This window comes from Actinoplanes sp. G11-F43, from assembly GCF_050589265.1.
GTDB lineage: Bacteria > Actinomycetota > Actinomycetes > Mycobacteriales > Micromonosporaceae > Actinoplanes.
In genome coordinates, this window is record NZ_JBNZCE010000013.1 from 24957 (window position 1) to 39949 (window position 14993).

The window sequence follows — 14993 nt, forward strand, 5'->3', positions numbered from 1 at the left end:
CTGGCATGACCGGCATCGGGATGTGGACCATCGCGGCACGCGACCCCCACCACACGGCCATCGTGGAGCCGGGCGGCCGCACCCTCACCTACGGCGAACTCGCCGCCGAAGCCGACCGGATCGGCCGGGGCCTGCGCGACGCCGGGCTCGCCACCGGAGACACCGTCGCGCTGCTGCTGCCCAACGGCGCCGACATCCTCACCACGTTCTTCGCCGCCGCCCAGATCGGACTGCACGTGGTGCCGGTCAACTGGCATCTCACCGCCGCCGAGATCGGCTACATCCTGCGCGACAGCGGCGCCCGCGCCCTCATCACCCACCCCCGGTTCGGCGACACCGCCCGGGAGGCCGCCGACGGACTCGACCTGCTGCGCTACGCCACCGCCGAAGTGCCCGGGTTCCGGTCGCTGGCCGGGCTCGGCGCGGGCGGCACCGGACGACCCGGCGGCCGTACGATGGGCGGCCTCATGGTCTACACGTCCGGCACCTCCGGACAGCCCAAAGGGGTGCGCCGCCCACTGCAGGGCATCGACCCCGACCAGGTGCCGCCGGTGTCACTGTGGTTCTTCGGCCTGTTCGGGCTCGGCCCCTTCGACGACCACGTGCACCTGTGCTGCTCACCGCTCTACCACACGGCCGTGATGAACTTCGCGATCATCTCGGTCCAGTTCGGGCACACCGTCGTCGTGATGGACCACTGGGACGCCGCCACGTTCCTCCGAATGGTCGAACGGCACCGGGCCACCCACAGCCACATGGTCCCCACCCAGTTCCGGCGGCTGCTCGACCTGCCCCCGTCGTTCCGCACCCAGGTCGACGTCTCCTCGATGCGCGCGATGATCCACGGCGCGGCGCCCTGCCCCCAGCCGGTCAAACAGGCGATGCTGGACTGGTTCGGCCCGGTGGTGATCGAGTACTACGCGGCCTCCGAAGGCGGCGGCACCCTGATCACCGCCGCCGAATGGGTGCGCCGCCCCGGCTCGGTCGGGCGCGCCTGGCCCGGCTCCCAGGTCCGCGTCCTCGACGACGACGGCAAGGACCGGCCCGCCGGCGAACCCGGCACCGTCTACCTGCAGATGGGCGACGCCACCTTCGAATACCACGGCGACGCCGAGAAGACCCGCCGCTCCCGGCACGACCGGATGTTCACCGTCGGCGACATCGGCCACCTCGACGACGACGGCTACCTGTACCTCCACGACCGCGCCAGCGACGTGATCATCACCGGCGGCGTGAACGTCTACCCCGCCGAGATCGAGAACGAACTGCTCGTCCACCCGGCGGTCGCCGACGCCGCCGTTTTCGGCATCCCCCACGACGAGTGGGGCGAGGAGATCAAGGCGGTCGTCCAGCCGGCCCCCGGCGTCACCCCCGGCCCGGCCCTCACCACCGAGTTACTGACCTTCCTGACCGCCCGGCTGGCCCGCTTCAAACTCCCCCGAACCGTCGACTACACCACCTCGTTACCCCGAGACCCCAACGGCAAGCTGTACAAACGGCACCTACGGGACCCGTACTGGTCCGGCCGCTCCCGCGCCATCTGAGCGTCATCGCCGGGGGCGGAACGCCCCACCGGTGATCTGCCCCGGCGTGGCGTCGGCCAGCCCGGGGCTCGCGACCCCGAACGGCCCCGACACGTTCGAGGTCAGGGTCGCCCGCCGCCCGTCGGCGAGAATCCGGTGCAACTTGTCGAGTGACAGCACCACGTACTCCTCGGCGACAGAGGTGTCGTTCCCGAGAGCACTCTGCGCGTTCGTGATCTTCGCGGCGACTTCGGTGGCGGTCTCCGCGGCCAGGTCCAGCTTCGTCTGTGCCTGGTCGGGTGGGACCAGGCCGCCCCCGATTGTGCCCATCACATCGATGAACACCGCGCCGGCTAGTGCGACTCCAGGCCCGGTGGTTGCCGCGGCGACCGTACCGACCACGCACAGCGCGATGGAACCCCACTTCAGGACGTCTGCGCCGGTGCATGCCGAGTTACTGAGTTGCTGAGTCGCCGCGATTCCCTGGTCGAGCATGGTCAGCACCGACTTGCGGAATCGGATGTTGATGATCTTCGCGCCCTCCATGGTGTCCCTGGTAAGCCGGATCAGCTCGCGCTGATTCGGCACCGAGGTCTCCAAGGGCGTGACGAACTCATCGATGAAGGTGTCCTTGAATCTCCCGTCCCACCAGTTCAGGTCGCTGCGGACATCGTTGATGCGGCCCAGGGCCGCGGACGCACCGGTCCAGCCGCCGTTGGCATCGGCGCTTCCCTCCAGCATCGCCTCGATGGTGGTGAGTGCGTCGATGATCGGGTTGAGCGCGTCCGGGTCGGGCTGGAGGAAGCGCTCGAACGACGGCTCGACCCACTCGTAGTCCTCGGTGCGAACCCGCTGCCGGTACTCCTCGACCTCCGCCGGGGGGATGGGCAGACCCTCCCACTCACCCGGATGCGTGTCGGCCCACTTGTCGTTGACCGCCCGCGACCACGACGTGGCGTCTTCGAGGGTCTGCCGGATCAGCTCCTGCTTGAGCTTCCGGGACTTCTCGCGGACTGCCGTCACGAAGGCCTGCCCGGCGAGGTCCGGTGGGGTCTCCAGCTCGGGTTTCGCCACCGTCTCTCCTCAGGCCGTCGGGTATGGCGTGCCGGGGTCCTCGTCCGAACCGGGCAGCGGCGGGTTGGACGCTGCGCTGGCCCGGTCGAGATTGTTCGGATCGTCGAGATATTCGCGCAGGAGATCCGCGTTCGCGGCGTCGATGTCGATATAGGCCTGGGTCGCGTTCCGGACGCCTTGCGCGGCATCCAGCACGGTGACTCCGATCTGTTCCGTCATGGCCTGCAGCTCGGCGCGCATGTTCTCCCAAGCGGCGCCGACAGCACTGGCCATGACGGATGATCCCGGGTATGCCGGGCCACTGATCCGGAACTCGTCGCTACCGCCCGTCGAGCCTCCGAGAAGCCGATTCGCGTCCAGAAACACGTCTGCCACGCGAGGCAGATGCACCTCGGCCACCCGCCATAGGCGGAACAGGTCCCCACCGGTCACTTCGCCGGCCATGTCGGTCCTCCCTGTCTCGATCGTTCGAACAACTCAGCGCCGTGCGCGGCGGATACCCCAGAACGCCAGGACCAGGACAGCCACTGCGGCAGCGCCACCGGCGGCCCAAACCCAGACTGGCGTCCCGCCCTCGGTGACATCGTCATCGCCGACCGAATTCACCGGTGTCGAGAAGATCCGGTTTCCTAACGTGTCGACCAGGTAGAGCGGGCCGTCCGGCACCGTTCCGGCCGCCAGATTCACCGGATCCGCTCTCCCGAACGGGTCGTCCGGAAGGTCGGCGATCGCGTCCACGGTGCCGTCTGCGCCCAGCCGGCGCACCACGCGTTCGTGGTTGTCGACGAAGTAGAGGCCGTCCCGCCCCGAACTGACCGCGGTGGCGTTGAACGGCGAGGTGTTCGGCCGGTTTTCGTCGACACCCCATCTGCCGTCGGACGGGCTGACCACAGTGGCTATCCGCCCGTCGTGCAGGCGGCTCAGCACGGAGGAGGCGCTCGCGATCCAGACATCGCCGTTGCCGTCGGCGGCCAGGCTCGCGGGCAGAGGGGCCGGCGTCGAGATCGGCCGCTCGCCGGCGCCGGGTGGGACCTCGACGATCCGGGCGTTCTCTCGATCGGCCAGGTAGAGGGTCCCGTCACCGGACACCGTCAGCGCGTTGATCGTATTGATCGGTCCGCCCAGCCGGGCTGGATCCACCCGGATGGTGATGGTGCCGTCGCCGGCGAGCGCATAAACCCTCGACATGGTGCTGTCGGCGATGAAGAGTGTGCCGTCCGCGCCGAGCGCGATGGTGTTCGGCGATCCGAGTGGGACGTCGACACCCTTGGTGCCGGGGGCGAGCGGTCCGGCCGGAGGGGTGACGCCGCCGTCGCCCGCGACGGTCCGGATGATCCCGTCGGGGCTCACCGCCCGGACCCGGCGGTTGACCATGTCCGCGATGTAGAGAGTGCCGTCCTCGGCGACGGCGGCAGCGGTCGGCCCGTTCAGCCTGGCCTCCACGGCCGGTCCGTCGTCGCCACTGAACTCGGCGCCGCCCGCTCCGGTCACCAGGGTCAGAGCGCTGTCGGCCGGCTGTGCGGCCGCCGGGGAACCCGGCGCGCCGATCAGTGTCAACACCGTGGCCGCGGCGGCGATGCGTCTTCCTGTCACAACCGAGGTGTACCAGAAGGAGGCCTTGTAGGTTCACCAGAGTCGATGAGATTTGTTGATCAAGCTGGGGAAACGTGAGACATGTGGAGCGAAACGGCAGACCTCGGTGACCAGTTGCGGACAATGGAGGTGACGGGCCGGTCACCCGACGGAGCCATCCAAGCCACGGTCACCGGGGACAACCGGCTGCGGTTGTATTTTCAGCCCCGGACATACGAGTGGTACGACGAGCGCGGGCTGTCCCGCCAGCTGTCGGCTTTGGGCACCACCACCTGGGTGGCGTGGGCACGGCGGCGTGAGGAGATCGTCCGGGTCGCGCTGGGGCGTAGCCGGACCGAGCAGCAGTGGATCCGGGAACGTTCCGGTGGGTTCGCGGATGGTTCGTACGCCGCTCGTCTGCGCGAACTCGATGGTGTGGGCCGGTCGTCCGGTGGCGCCGTGCTGCTCCGGCTGCGGGGAATGACCCGATGGCATGTCGACATCGCCGAAGGAACGATCCGGAACTGGCCCGAGCGTCGATTCGCCGAGGAGGCGGAATCGGCGTTCGGTGCGCTGATCGCCGACCGCACGATGAGACTCGCGCTGTTGCGGGCCGAGCATTTCGAGATCGGTGTGCCGCGACGCTGGCGAGAGCGTGCCGAGTCGGCGGGGGAGTGAGCGGGGACGCGATGGTGCGGGTGGGCCTGCGGGTGATCTCGGGGTGCGCTTATGGTGGCGCGATGAAAATTCATCCCTATCTGGCCGGGGTTGCCGTGGTGGCGGTTCTGGCCGGTTCCGGTGTCGGCGAGCCGGCCGCCCCGGTCGGTGTCCCGGTGCAGCAGGCGGCCGCGGGGGCGTCTGCTGACCTGGAGCTGGTCGCGGCGTCGACCGATGTCACGGCCGCGGCCAAGGTGAAGTATGTGTTTCCGGTCAAGGCGTCGAACGTCTCGTGGCACAAGACCCATTCCGGGTATCCGGCCACCGACATCTTCGTCGCCTGCGGCAAGCCGTTCCGGGCCACCACCAGTGGTGTGGTGCTGGAGGTCAGCCGGGTCGACAAGTACAAGAAGGGCAAGCCGGCCGGGCCGAACAACGGCGGCAAGTTCGTGTCGATCCTCGGCGACGACGGGGTGCGGTACTACGGCTCGCACCTGAGCAGCGTCGCCTCCGGGATCAAGAAGGGTGTCCGGGTGAAGGCCGGGCAGCAGGTCGGCAAGACCGGCAAGACGGGTAACGCCAGCAACGTCTGCCACGTGCACTACGGCATCTCGCCGGCGTGCAAGAAGACCGGGGACTGGAAGGTTCGCCGCGGTGTGGTGTGGCCGGCCGGCTATCTGACGTCGTGGCGCAAGGGCGGGCAGAAGAGCCCGGTCAAGGCGGTCGCGGCCTGGAAGAAGAAGAACAACTGCAAGGCTTGATGGTGTACGGGTACCGTGCGCTCGTTCCTGGCGCACGGTACCGCCGGGCCATCGCATTCGCCCGGCGGCCGCGTTGACGGCCCGGTGTGCCGGCCACCTCGCGGGGACGACGCGGGACCGTTCGGTGGATCGTACGATCAATGGTTCTTGAAGTGGGGTCTGCGTTTCTCGATGAACGCCTGCGGTCCCTCTTTTGCATCGTCGGAGGTGAATACCTTCATGCCGATGCGTGATTCGATGGCGAACGCGTCGTCTTCCGGCAGGCCTTCGGTCTCCCGGATGGTGCGCAGGATGGCCTGGATCGCGATCGGGCCGTTGGCGGCGATGACCTCGGCGATCTCCAGGGCTTTCGGGAGTGCCTGACCGTCGGGGACGACGTGGTTGATCAGGCCGATCCGGTGCGCTTCCGGTGCGAGAAGGTGGCGGCCGGTCAGCAGTAGTTCGGCGGCGATCGGATACGGCAGTTGCCGGGGCAGGCGGACCGCGGAACCGCCCAGCGGGAACAGGCCCCAGCGCGCCTCGGAGACGCCGAACCGGGCGCTCTCGCCGGCCACCCGCACGTCGGTGGCCTGCAGGATCTCGGTTCCGCCGGCGACCGCGGGGCCCTCCACCGCGGCGATCAGCGGTTTGCTCAGCCGGCGGCCCTTCAGGAGCGCGTCGATGCGGGACAGGTCGGCGCCGCCGTCGCGGAAGCCGTCGCCGGGATGATTTCCGGTCATCGCGCGCAGGTCGGCGCCCGAGCAGAACGCCCCGCCGGCGCCGGTGAGGATCGCGACGCGGATGTCCGGATCGGCGTCGGCCCGGTCCCAGGCGTCGCGCATGACGGCCAGCATCTCGGGGGAGAGGGCGTTGCGGACCCGGGGCCGGTTCATCGTGACGATCAGGATCGGTCCGCGCTGTTCGATCAGGGCGTCCACCCGGTTCTCCTCACTGTGCAACGAGCGGTGCCGAACCTTGCCCCAGAACGATAACAGGTTCTACTTTGCGTTGATGGCGGCCAATATTGCGGACCTGTTCGAGCACGCGGTCGACGCCTTCGGAGATCGTGTCGCGGTGGCCTGCGGCGAGCGTGGGATCACCTACGCCGAGCTGGAGGAGACCGCCAACCGTCTGGCCCATTTCCTGCGAAGTCGGGGGGTGGGCAAGGGCGCCCACGTGGGGTTGTACGCGGGCAACTCGATCGAGGCCGTAGTGGCCATGATCGCCGTGTACAAACTCCGTGCCGTGGTCGTCAACGTGAACTATCGATATGTCGAGAACGAGTTGCAGTATCTGTTCGAGGACGCCGGGCTGGTCGCTCTCATTCACGACCGGGGATTCTCGGAGCGGGTGGCGGCGGTGGGGCGTGAGTTCCGTGCGGTGGTCGCGTTGCCGGACGGGTCCGGGTCCGATTTCTCCGACGTCGCATACGAGGACGCTCTGAGTGGTTCGAGCGCGCGCGACTTCGAGGCACGTTCCGGCGACGACGTCTATCTGCTCTACACCGGCGGCACCACCGGCTATCCCAAAGGTGTCATCTGGCGGCACGAGGACGTCTGGCGGGTGCTCGGCGGCGGTATCGACTTCATGTCCGGCATCCCCCTGGACGACGAGTGGGCGCAGACCAAACGCGGCTCCGAGATGCCGCCGATGACCCGGTTCTGCCTGGCCCCGCTGATCCACGGCAACGCCCAGTGGGCCGCCCTGGCCGCCCTGTTCGCCGGGGACACCGTGGTGTTCCTGCCGCACTTCGACGCGGACGAGGTGTGGCGGACCATCGAACGCCGCAAGGTCAACGTGGTGGTCCTGATCGGTGACGCGATGGCCCGGCCGATCATCGAGGCCTACCTGGCCGGGAGCTACGACGGGTCGTCGCTGATGGCGATCTCGTCGAGCGCGGCGCTGTTCTCGCCCTCGGTCAAACGGCAGTACCTCCAGGCGCTGCCGGGGGTGCTGGTCACCGACGCGGTCGGGTCGTCGGAGACCGGGTTCGCCGGGATCGGCATCGTGGCCGAGGTGGAGGGTGGCGCGGTCGACGGGCCACGGATCACGCCGGGGCCGGACACCATCGTCATCGACGACTACGGGAAACGCGCCGGGCCCGGGGTGATCGGGCGGCTGGCGCGGGGTGGGCACGTGCCGCTCGGCTACTACCGGGATCCGGAGAAGACGGCGGCGTTGCTGACCGAGGTCGACGGGGTGCGGTACGCGGTTCCCGGCGACCTGGCCCGGCTGGAGGACGACGGGATGATCACCCTGCTCGGGCGGGGGAACACCTGCGTCAACACCGGTGGGGAGAAGGTGTTCCCGGAGGAGGTGGAGGGGGCGCTCAAGTCGCATCCGGCGGTGTTCGACGCTCTGGTGATCGGGATTCCGGACGATCTGCTGGGGCAGCGGGTGGTCGCGTTGGTGCAGCCGCGCGGTACCGTTAATCTGCCGGATTTACTGGAACATGTCCGATTAAAGGTTGCCGGGTACAAGGTACCTCGTGCGATCTGGCTCGTCGACGCCATCGCCCGCACCATCAGCGGCAAGGCCGACTACCGCTGGGCGCACGCCCACACGAGGGAACACGATGCGGACTGACCTCTGCGACCTGCTCGGCATCGACGTCCCGATCGTCGGGTTCAGCCCCTCCGAACACGTCGTCGCCGCGATCAGCCGGGCCGGCGGGCTCGGCGTGCTCGGCTGTGTCCGGTTCAACGACGCGAAAGAACTGGACACCGTGCTGACCTGGCTGGACGAGGAGACCGGCGGGCGGCCGTACGGCGTCGACGTGGTCATGCCGAGCACAGTGCCCGCCGAGGGACTGCCCGACGACCTGAGCGCGATGATCCCTTCCGGACACAAGGACTTCGTCGAGCGTACGTTGTCACGCCTCGGTGTTCCGCCGTTGTCCGCCGCCCAGGACCGTACCGGAGTGCTCGGCTGGCTGCACTCGATCGCGCGCAGCCACGTCGAGGTGGCACTCGACCACCCGATCCGGCTGATCGCCAACGCGCTCGGCCCGCCACCGCCCGACGTGATCGCCCAGGCCCACGACCGTGGCCTGCTGGTGGCGGCACTGGCCGGCCGGGCCGACCACGCCCGCGGGCACGTCGCCGCCGGAGCCGACATCGTGGTCGCCCAAGGTTACGAGGCGGGCGGCCACACCGGCGAGATCGCCGGAATGGTGCTGGTCCCCGAGGTGGTCGACGCGGTCGGCGTGCCGGTGCTGGCGGCCGGCGGGATCGGCAGCGGACGGCAGATCGCGGCCGCTCTGGCCCTCGGCGCGCGCGGGGTGTGGATGGGCTCGGTGTGGCTGGGCACCGCCGAGTACCGGAGCGGGCCGGCACTGCGCGAGGCGCTGCTGCGGGCCACCTCCGGCGACACCGTGCGCAGCCGGATCTACTCCGGCAAGCCGGCGCGCCTGCTCCGCAACCGGTGGACCGAGGCGTGGTCGGCGGAGGGCGCACCGGCCGCGCTGCCGATGCCGTTGCAGAACCTGCTGGTCTCGTCGGCCCACGATCGGCTGATGGCATCGGGGGACCCGAGTGTCGTACCGATGCCGGTGGGTCAGATCGTGGGCCGGATGAACGCGGTACGTCCGGTCGCCGAGGTGATGTCCGACCTGGTCACCGAGGCGGACGAGACCCTGGAACGGCTGCACCGGCTCCGTTAGGGACGGTTCTCGTGCACGTACTCGCGGCCCCGGACGAATGCCTCGACCGGGTCGCCGCAGTACTGCCACGGCCACTCGCTGACCTGGTCGCCGAGCAGATCGTGGGCGTGCCCGGCGGCCTCGAACGCCTCCACGAACTCGCACATCAGGGCGAACGGGGCGACCCGCGGCACCCAGCCCGGCCCGGTCCGGAAGTCCGGGTGCAGGTACGACCTGGCGGCCGCCGCCACGATCTCCTCACGCACCTCCGGCTGCCGGACCCACTCGGCGTCCTCGCCACCCGGCAGGGACATCCACTTCTCCAGGTGCGCGATCGCGATCAGCTCCGGCAGCCAGCTGCCCGCCGGGGCCGCGGCGGTCGCCTTCCGGGCGAAGTCGAACATCAGCTCGTGGCTGCCGGACCACTTCGCGCACAGGAACTGCAGGTACTGCTCGTGCGCCACGATGTGCAGCGGATGCCTTTTGACGACCTCGCCGAACCGGGCCTGCGCCTCGGCCCGGTCCACCTGACGGCCGCGCGCCGACATCACCAGCCACGCCCAGGCGGTCACGTCGTCCGGGTCACGGGCGGTCACCTCGTCCAGCAGGTTCTCGGCCAGTTTCAGCCGGCGGCCGAACTCGCGGAACTGCTCGGCGCTGGTGTGCTGCGCCCGCTTCCCACCCCGGGCGTCCCACGCCCAGTGCACCGCGTGACAGCCGCGCACCAGCACCGGCAGGGTCGAGTCCGGTTCGGCGGCCACCCACTCCGGGATCCACTCCTGCACACCGTCGACCTTGCCGACGGCCTCCATCAGGAACGCCCGGACGTCCGGGTCACGCGCCTCGGTCAGCACGTCCCGCGCGGTGCGCCAGTCCTGCTTCGTCATCGCGTCGATCAAGGTCCGGGTGATCGGGTCCCCATACGCCGGATCGATGACCAGTTTCGGACCCGCCGGCTGTGTGTCCCGGTTCTTGCGGCTGAACGGCCACATGCGGTCTTCCTCCCCCGTGTCTGATCGAGGATCCTAGACACGGGGGACGTGGCGCTGCTTACCGCACCGGCGTCGTCCAGTTCGGGTCGCGGCCGATGAAGCCGACCAGGCGGGTCTGCGGGTCGGCGTCGTCCGGCACCGGGACCGCCGGGCCGTACTGTCCGGAAGCGCGCAACATCTCGTCCATCGGTTGCATCCCGGCGTGCAGTTCCGCGCAATGCTCGGCGTCCAGGTCCTCGGCCTGCCCGGTGGCGCGGGCCAGGTCCCAGGTGTGCATGAAGACGTCGGTGGTGTAGAACCGGTCGATCGCCTGATCCAGGGGAATCTCACCGAGATGCGGATTGGACAGCGCGCGCGTCGAAGTTTCCGGATCTTCAAGCAGCTTTTGTACGGCGTCCGTATGGTTCTGCCACGCCCCTCGCGGGTCGGCGTCCACGCTCGGGCCCGATGGCAGGGTGATCCCGGCGCCGGACTGGAGGAAGCCCGGTAGCCATTCGACCAGATGGCGCACCACGTCACGGGCGGTCCAGCCGTCCACCGGCGCGGGAACGCCCCAGTCCACCGTCCCCTCGACACGTGCGGTGAACCCGGCGGCGATCAGCCGGTGGCGTTCAGCGGGCGGCAGCGCGGACAGGGGCATCGTGTCGTCCCTTCATCAGTGGTTCACTTTTGAGCGGATAACTTCGGTCGGTAACGACAAAAGCGTGCGCCGGCCCGGATCCGAATCGGATTCAGGCTTGCGCACGCTCTCGTGTTTCCCCGTCACCGCCGTGAATGATCAGGCGGTTCGGAAGATCAGGTGAGGACCTTTTCAGGACCTTCGTACGATCAGATGGTGCGGATGTTCTCGGCCTGCGGGCCCTTCTGGCCCTGCGAGATCTCGAATTCCACCCGCTGGTTCTCCTCGAGCGTCCGGTAGCCCGAGGAGGCGATCGCCGAGAAGTGGGCGAACACGTCGGGGCCGCCGCCGTCCTGGGTGATGAATCCGAAGCCCTTGTCGCCGTTGAACCACTTCACGGTACCGGTGGCCATGCTTTTCTCCTTGCCGTCGGGAGCCCGCACCGTGCGGAACTCCACGTCACCGCGTTGATGACCACCCGAGATCCGGGATATCGACAAAAAACGCCTGTCGGCCGGGATGCCCGTCAGGCGTCACATTTCGTCTGTGGAAATCAAAACTGCAACACGCCCAACGTAACACACGATTCGGGGAAGGACCCGGGAAAGTCACCAGGGAGAGCGTAGGGTCAACAGAAATCGCTGTCACTCGGCGGAGGTGAAATGCCGGTCTCCCGAACTCTCCTGGTCACAGCGACAACCGCGCTCCTGGCCACCTCCCCCCTCCCCGCCGAGGCGGCCTCTCACCCGGCGACCTCGCGCCTTGCCGCCGCGGCCTCTGCTCCTGCCGCCGCGGCCTCTGCTCCTGCCGTCGCGGCCTCCGTTCCTGCCGCCGCGGCCTCTCCGCGGATGGCCGTGCGTCTTGCCGCTGTTGCTCCTGCCGCCGCGGCACCTCCGCGGATGACCTTGCGTCTTACCGCCGTTGCTCCCGCCGAGGCGACACCTTCGCGGATGCCGTTGCGTCTTGCCGCTGCTCTTCCCGCCGAGGCGGCCTCTCGTCAGGCGGCCTCCGTCTCCGCGGCCTCTCCTCTTGTCGAGGCAGGCTCTCGCCCGGCAGGCTCTCGCCCGGCAGGCTCTCGCCCGGCAGGCTCTCGCCCGGCAGGCCTAATTCCCGTCGAAGCGACCACACGTTCGGCGAGAGTGGCCGCCCCCACCGCCCGGGACCACGCATTCACGACGATGCCCGCCACCCTCCATCAAGCCGCCTCCTCGGGTCCGGCGACCAGCTCCGGGGCCGTGACCGGGACCGGCATTCCGGATGGGGCCATGCTGCAGGCGGGGGACCTGGGTGGGGCGAAGCCCTATCCGGTCGGCGCCGACAGTTGGCCCAAGATCCGGCCGCCCCGTCCGTGCGGCCTCCGAGTGGCGAAGCCGTCCGCGGACCGTGCCGTCTCAGCGGTGGTCGATGTCGACCAGGCGCCGATCGTGATCCTGGAATATGTGGCCCGGTACCACACCGAACGCGCCGCCCGCGGCTACCTGACCGGCTTGCGCAAGTCCTTGCGGAACTGCGACGACAAGTCCTGGAAGCTGGTGGCGAGCGAACCGAACCGGCTGGTCCTCCGCTGGACCACCCGCTGGGAACATGTGGATCAGCAGATCACCCACCACACCTTCATGGTGCTGGCCCGAACCGGCCCCACGATCGTCCTGGTCGCCGACGCCGGCTGGGAGACCTCCAGCGGTTCACGAGCCCGCCCCGACCAACTGATCACCCGGGCACTGCGCCGAGCCTCGACCCCGCACTGACCCTGACTCGCCGCCGCGCCTGCCACCGACCTCCGGTCACCTCGTTCGGCCTCCGCTCATCCCCACCCGCTGACACTGAACGAGAGCCTCTGGCCTGACGCCTCCTTCCCGGCCGCGTTGGCCTGGCCGTGCTGGTCTGGCCGCGTTGGCCTGGCCGTGCTGGTCTGGCCGTGCTGGTCTGGCCGCGCTGGTCTGGCCGCGCTGGTCTGGCCGTACTGGCCTGGCCGTACTGGCCTGGCCGCGTTGGGCCGGCCGCGTTCGCCCGGCCGCACTGGGCCGGCCGCGCTGGCCCGGGTCCGGTCAACCGTGGGCCTCGTCCGCGTTCCGGTGGCGTCCGGGCCGGCCACCCCTCTTACCTCAGGGCGTGGCGGCCTCCGCCGGGAGCCGGTCCGCGGTGGCGGAGTCCGGGGCCGGTGGCCGGGAGCCGTCGAGTGGCCGGGAGTCGAGTGGCCGGGAGTCGCTGAACTGCGTCCGGTACAGCTCCGCGTAACGGCCGCCCGCCGCCAGCAGCTCGGGATGGGTGCCGCGCTCGATCACGTGCCCGTCCTCGACGACCAGGATCTGGTCGGCGGCCCGCACCGTGGAGAGCCGGTGGGCGATCACCACCGCGGTCCGGCCGGCCAGCGCCTCGCCGAGAGCGGCCTGCACCGCCTGCTCGGACGTGGAGTCCAGGTGTGCGGTCGCCTCGTCGAGCACGACCACCCGTGGCCGGGCCAGCAGCAGGCGGGCGATGGTGAGCCGCTGCCGTTCACCGCCGGACAGGCGGTAGCCGCGTTCGCCGATGACCGTGTCGAGGCCGTCGGGCAGGGACTCGACCAGGTCGGCGACGTGGGCCCGGCGCAGCACGTCCCACATGTCGTCCTCGGTGGCGCCGGGCCGGGCCAGCAGCAGGTTGGCCCGCACCGACTCGTGGAAGAGATGGCCGTCTTGGGTGACCATGCCGAGGCTCTGCCGCAGCGAGGCGGCACTCAGATCGCGCACGTCGACGCCGCCCAGCCGCACCGAGCCGGTGCCCGCGTCGTACAGCCGGGGGAGCAGGCTGGCCATCGTCGACTTGCCGGCCCCGGAGGAGCCGACCAGCGCCACCATCTGTCCCGGCTCGGCCCGGAACGAGACGCCGTGCAGCACCTCCTCGCCGCCGCGGGTGTCCAGGGTGGCGACCTCCTCCAGGGATGCCAGGGACACCTTGTCGGCCGACGGGTAGGCGAACCGCACGTCGTCGAACTCCACCGACACCGGCCCGTCCGGGACCGGCCGCGCCTCCGGCTTCTCCTCGATCAGCGGTTTCAGGTCGAGGATCTCGAAGACCCGCTCGAAGCTGACGAGTGCGGTCATCACCTCGACCCGGGCGCTGGCGAGTGAGGTCAGCGGCGCGTAGAGCCGGGTGAGCAGGATGGCCAGGGCGACGACGGCGCCCGGGTCGAGCTGCCCGCGCAGCGCGTAGAAGCCGCCCAGCCCGTAGACGAGGGCGATGGCGACGGCCGACACCGAGATCAGCGCGGTCATGAACAGGTGCTGCGCCATGGCCGTCCGGACTCCGATGTCGCGGACCCGGCTGGCGCGGGCGGCGAACTCGCCCGACTCGGCGGCGGGATCACCGTACAGCTTGACCAGGGTCGCGCCGGGCGCGGAGAACCGCTCGGTCATCTGGGTGTTCATCGCCGCGTTGTGCTCGGCGGCCTCCCGCTCCATCCCGGCGAGCCGGCCGCCCATCCGCCGGGCGGGCAGCACGAACACCGGCAGCAGGAGCAGCGCGAGGACGGTGATCTGCCAGGAGATCCCGATCATCACGATCAGCGTGAGGATCAGCGCGACCAAGTTGCCGACCACCCCGGACAGGGTGTCGCTGAACGCCCGCTGGGCGCCGATGACGTCGTTGTTGAGCCGGCTGACCAGGGCGCCGGTCCGGGTCCGGGTGAAGAACGCGACGGGCATCCGCTGCACGTGGTCGAACACTCTGGTCCGCAGGTCGAGGATCAGGCCCTCGCCGATGCGGGCGGACAGCCAGCGCTGGGCCAGCCCGAGCCCGGCCTCGGCGAGCGCGATCACCGCGATCCCGATCGCCAGGCCGATCACCAGGCGGGTCTCGCCGCCCTCGACGATCGCGTCGACGACCCGGCCGGCCAGCACCGGTGTCGCCACCGCGAGGGCGGCGGTGATGACGCTGAGCAGCAGGAAGCCGGTGAGCGCCCGCCGGTGTGGACGGGCCAGGGCGAGGATGCGGCGGAGCGTGGCGCGCGAGAACGGCCGCTTGTCGTCCTGCTGGTTCATGACGTGCCACATCGAGTTCCAGGCAGCGAATTCCATGCTCATGGGCCCGAACCTCCCACTTCAACGACGGTTGAGGTCAAGCGCTGGGGTCCATGCTGCACCGGGGGTACGACAATTTTGTCTTTCCGCGGCTGGAACGGGGTGCGGCGCGGCGACC

At 69.7% G+C, this 14993-nt stretch carries 14 protein-coding genes; 6 read left to right on the forward strand and 8 right to left on the reverse strand.

What is annotated here, in order from left to right:
* The first annotated feature begins 5 nt into the window (after positions 1–5).
* Positions 6–1544: an acyl-CoA synthetase gene (locus tag ACQ0O7_RS14435; RefSeq protein ID WP_430782557.1), complete on the forward strand. Its 1539-nt coding sequence runs from the start codon at positions 6–8 to the stop codon at positions 1542–1544.
* Positions 1545–1547: 3 nt separating this feature from the next.
* Here the strand turns inward: ACQ0O7_RS14435 and ACQ0O7_RS14440 are convergent, their stop codons facing one another.
* The 3 genes from ACQ0O7_RS14440 to ACQ0O7_RS14450 are packed head-to-tail and all read right to left on the reverse strand — an operon-like array spanning position 1548 to position 4190.
* Positions 1548–2597 (reverse strand): hypothetical protein, encoded by a 1050-nt coding sequence (locus tag ACQ0O7_RS14440; RefSeq protein WP_430782558.1) that lies wholly within the window; start codon positions 2595–2597, stop codon positions 1548–1550.
* 9 nt (positions 2598–2606) lie between these two features.
* Entirely contained in the window at positions 2607–3041 is a 435-nt protein-coding gene (locus ACQ0O7_RS14445) for a hypothetical protein (RefSeq protein ID WP_430782559.1), read from the reverse strand.
* Positions 3042–3074: 33 nt separating this feature from the next.
* Positions 3075–4190, reverse strand: coding sequence for a hypothetical protein (locus ACQ0O7_RS14450; RefSeq protein WP_430782560.1), 1116 nt, complete (start codon positions 4188–4190; stop codon positions 3075–3077).
* A 114-nt stretch (positions 4191–4304) separates the two neighbouring features.
* Here ACQ0O7_RS14450 and ACQ0O7_RS14455 point away from each other — a divergent pair, with 114 nt between their 5' ends.
* Both ACQ0O7_RS14455 and ACQ0O7_RS14460 read left to right on the forward strand, forming a co-directional pair.
* Entirely contained in the window at positions 4305–4847 is a 543-nt protein-coding gene (locus tag ACQ0O7_RS14455) for a hypothetical protein (RefSeq protein ID WP_430782561.1), read from the forward strand.
* A 62-nt stretch (positions 4848–4909) separates the two neighbouring features.
* Positions 4910–5587, forward strand: a complete 678-nt coding sequence (locus ACQ0O7_RS14460; protein WP_430782562.1) for a M23 family metallopeptidase — start codon at positions 4910–4912, stop codon at positions 5585–5587.
* 137 nt (positions 5588–5724) lie between these two features.
* Here ACQ0O7_RS14460 and ACQ0O7_RS14465 read toward each other — a convergent pair whose 3' ends face one another.
* Positions 5725–6504 carry a crotonase/enoyl-CoA hydratase family protein gene (locus ACQ0O7_RS14465; RefSeq protein WP_430782563.1) on the reverse strand — a complete coding sequence of 260 codons (780 nt, stop codon included), beginning with the start codon at positions 6502–6504 and terminating at the stop codon, positions 5725–5727.
* A 73-nt stretch (positions 6505–6577) separates the two neighbouring features.
* Here ACQ0O7_RS14465 and ACQ0O7_RS14470 point away from each other — a divergent pair, with 73 nt between their 5' ends.
* Positions 6578–8152 (forward strand): acyl-CoA synthetase, encoded by a 1575-nt coding sequence (locus tag ACQ0O7_RS14470; protein ID WP_430782564.1) that lies wholly within the window; start codon positions 6578–6580, stop codon positions 8150–8152.
* Positions 8142–9227, forward strand: coding sequence for an NAD(P)H-dependent flavin oxidoreductase (locus tag ACQ0O7_RS14475; protein WP_430782565.1), 1086 nt, complete (start codon positions 8142–8144; stop codon positions 9225–9227). Before ACQ0O7_RS14470 ends, ACQ0O7_RS14475 begins: the two co-directional genes overlap by 11 nt.
* On the opposite strand, the gene ACQ0O7_RS14480 is transcribed toward ACQ0O7_RS14475, so the two are convergent.
* The 3 genes from ACQ0O7_RS14480 to ACQ0O7_RS14490 all read right to left on the reverse strand — a co-directional run bounded on the left by ACQ0O7_RS14480 (position 9224) and on the right by ACQ0O7_RS14490 (position 11230).
* The gene (locus ACQ0O7_RS14480) at positions 9224–10198 is read right to left on the reverse strand and encodes a DUF4034 domain-containing protein (RefSeq protein ID WP_430782566.1); all 975 of its coding nucleotides are present in this window, start codon (positions 10196–10198) and stop codon (positions 9224–9226) included. The two genes, ACQ0O7_RS14475 and ACQ0O7_RS14480, sit on opposite strands and share 4 nt — an antisense overlap.
* A gap of 58 nt (positions 10199–10256) precedes the next feature.
* Positions 10257–10838, reverse strand: coding sequence for a TIGR03086 family metal-binding protein (locus tag ACQ0O7_RS14485; protein WP_430782567.1), 582 nt, complete (start codon positions 10836–10838; stop codon positions 10257–10259).
* A 188-nt stretch (positions 10839–11026) separates the two neighbouring features.
* Positions 11027–11230 (reverse strand): cold-shock protein, encoded by a 204-nt coding sequence (locus ACQ0O7_RS14490; RefSeq protein ID WP_092557390.1) that lies wholly within the window; start codon positions 11228–11230, stop codon positions 11027–11029.
* An 852-nt stretch (positions 11231–12082) separates the two neighbouring features.
* On the opposite strand from ACQ0O7_RS14490, the gene ACQ0O7_RS14495 reads away from it, so the two are divergent.
* Positions 12083–12565 carry a hypothetical protein gene (locus tag ACQ0O7_RS14495; protein WP_430782568.1) on the forward strand — a complete coding sequence of 161 codons (483 nt, stop codon included), beginning with the start codon at positions 12083–12085 and terminating at the stop codon, positions 12563–12565.
* A 357-nt stretch (positions 12566–12922) separates the two neighbouring features.
* Here the strand turns inward: ACQ0O7_RS14495 and ACQ0O7_RS14500 are convergent, their stop codons facing one another.
* The gene (locus ACQ0O7_RS14500; RefSeq protein WP_430782569.1) at positions 12923–14878 is read right to left on the reverse strand and encodes an ABC transporter ATP-binding protein; all 1956 of its coding nucleotides are present in this window, start codon (positions 14876–14878) and stop codon (positions 12923–12925) included.
* Positions 14879–14993: the final 115 nt, after the last annotated feature.

Bases quoted from the DNA above. Each gene is read 5' to 3' on its own strand.
- ACQ0O7_RS14435 (WP_430782557.1), top strand. From the start codon at position 6: ATGACCGGCATCGGGATGTGGACCATCGCGGCACGCGACCCCCACCAC.
- ACQ0O7_RS14445 (WP_430782559.1), bottom strand. From the start codon at position 3,041: ATGGCCGGCGAAGTGACCGGTGGGGACCTGTTCCGCCTATGGCGGGTG.
- ACQ0O7_RS14460 (WP_430782562.1), top strand. From the start codon at position 4,910: ATGAAAATTCATCCCTATCTGGCCGGGGTTGCCGTGGTGGCGGTTCTG.
- ACQ0O7_RS14470 (WP_430782564.1), top strand. From the start codon at position 6,578: ATGGCGGCCAATATTGCGGACCTGTTCGAGCACGCGGTCGACGCCTTC.
- ACQ0O7_RS14475 (WP_430782565.1), top strand. From the start codon at position 8,142: ATGCGGACTGACCTCTGCGACCTGCTCGGCATCGACGTCCCGATCGTC.
- ACQ0O7_RS14480 (WP_430782566.1), bottom strand. From the start codon at position 10,198: ATGTGGCCGTTCAGCCGCAAGAACCGGGACACACAGCCGGCGGGTCCG.
- ACQ0O7_RS14485 (WP_430782567.1), bottom strand. From the start codon at position 10,838: ATGCCCCTGTCCGCGCTGCCGCCCGCTGAACGCCACCGGCTGATCGCC.
- ACQ0O7_RS14490 (WP_092557390.1), bottom strand. From the start codon at position 11,230: ATGGCCACCGGTACCGTGAAGTGGTTCAACGGCGACAAGGGCTTCGGA.
- ACQ0O7_RS14495 (WP_430782568.1), top strand. From the start codon at position 12,083: ATGCTGCAGGCGGGGGACCTGGGTGGGGCGAAGCCCTATCCGGTCGGC.
- ACQ0O7_RS14500 (WP_430782569.1), bottom strand. From the start codon at position 14,878: ATGAGCATGGAATTCGCTGCCTGGAACTCGATGTGGCACGTCATGAAC.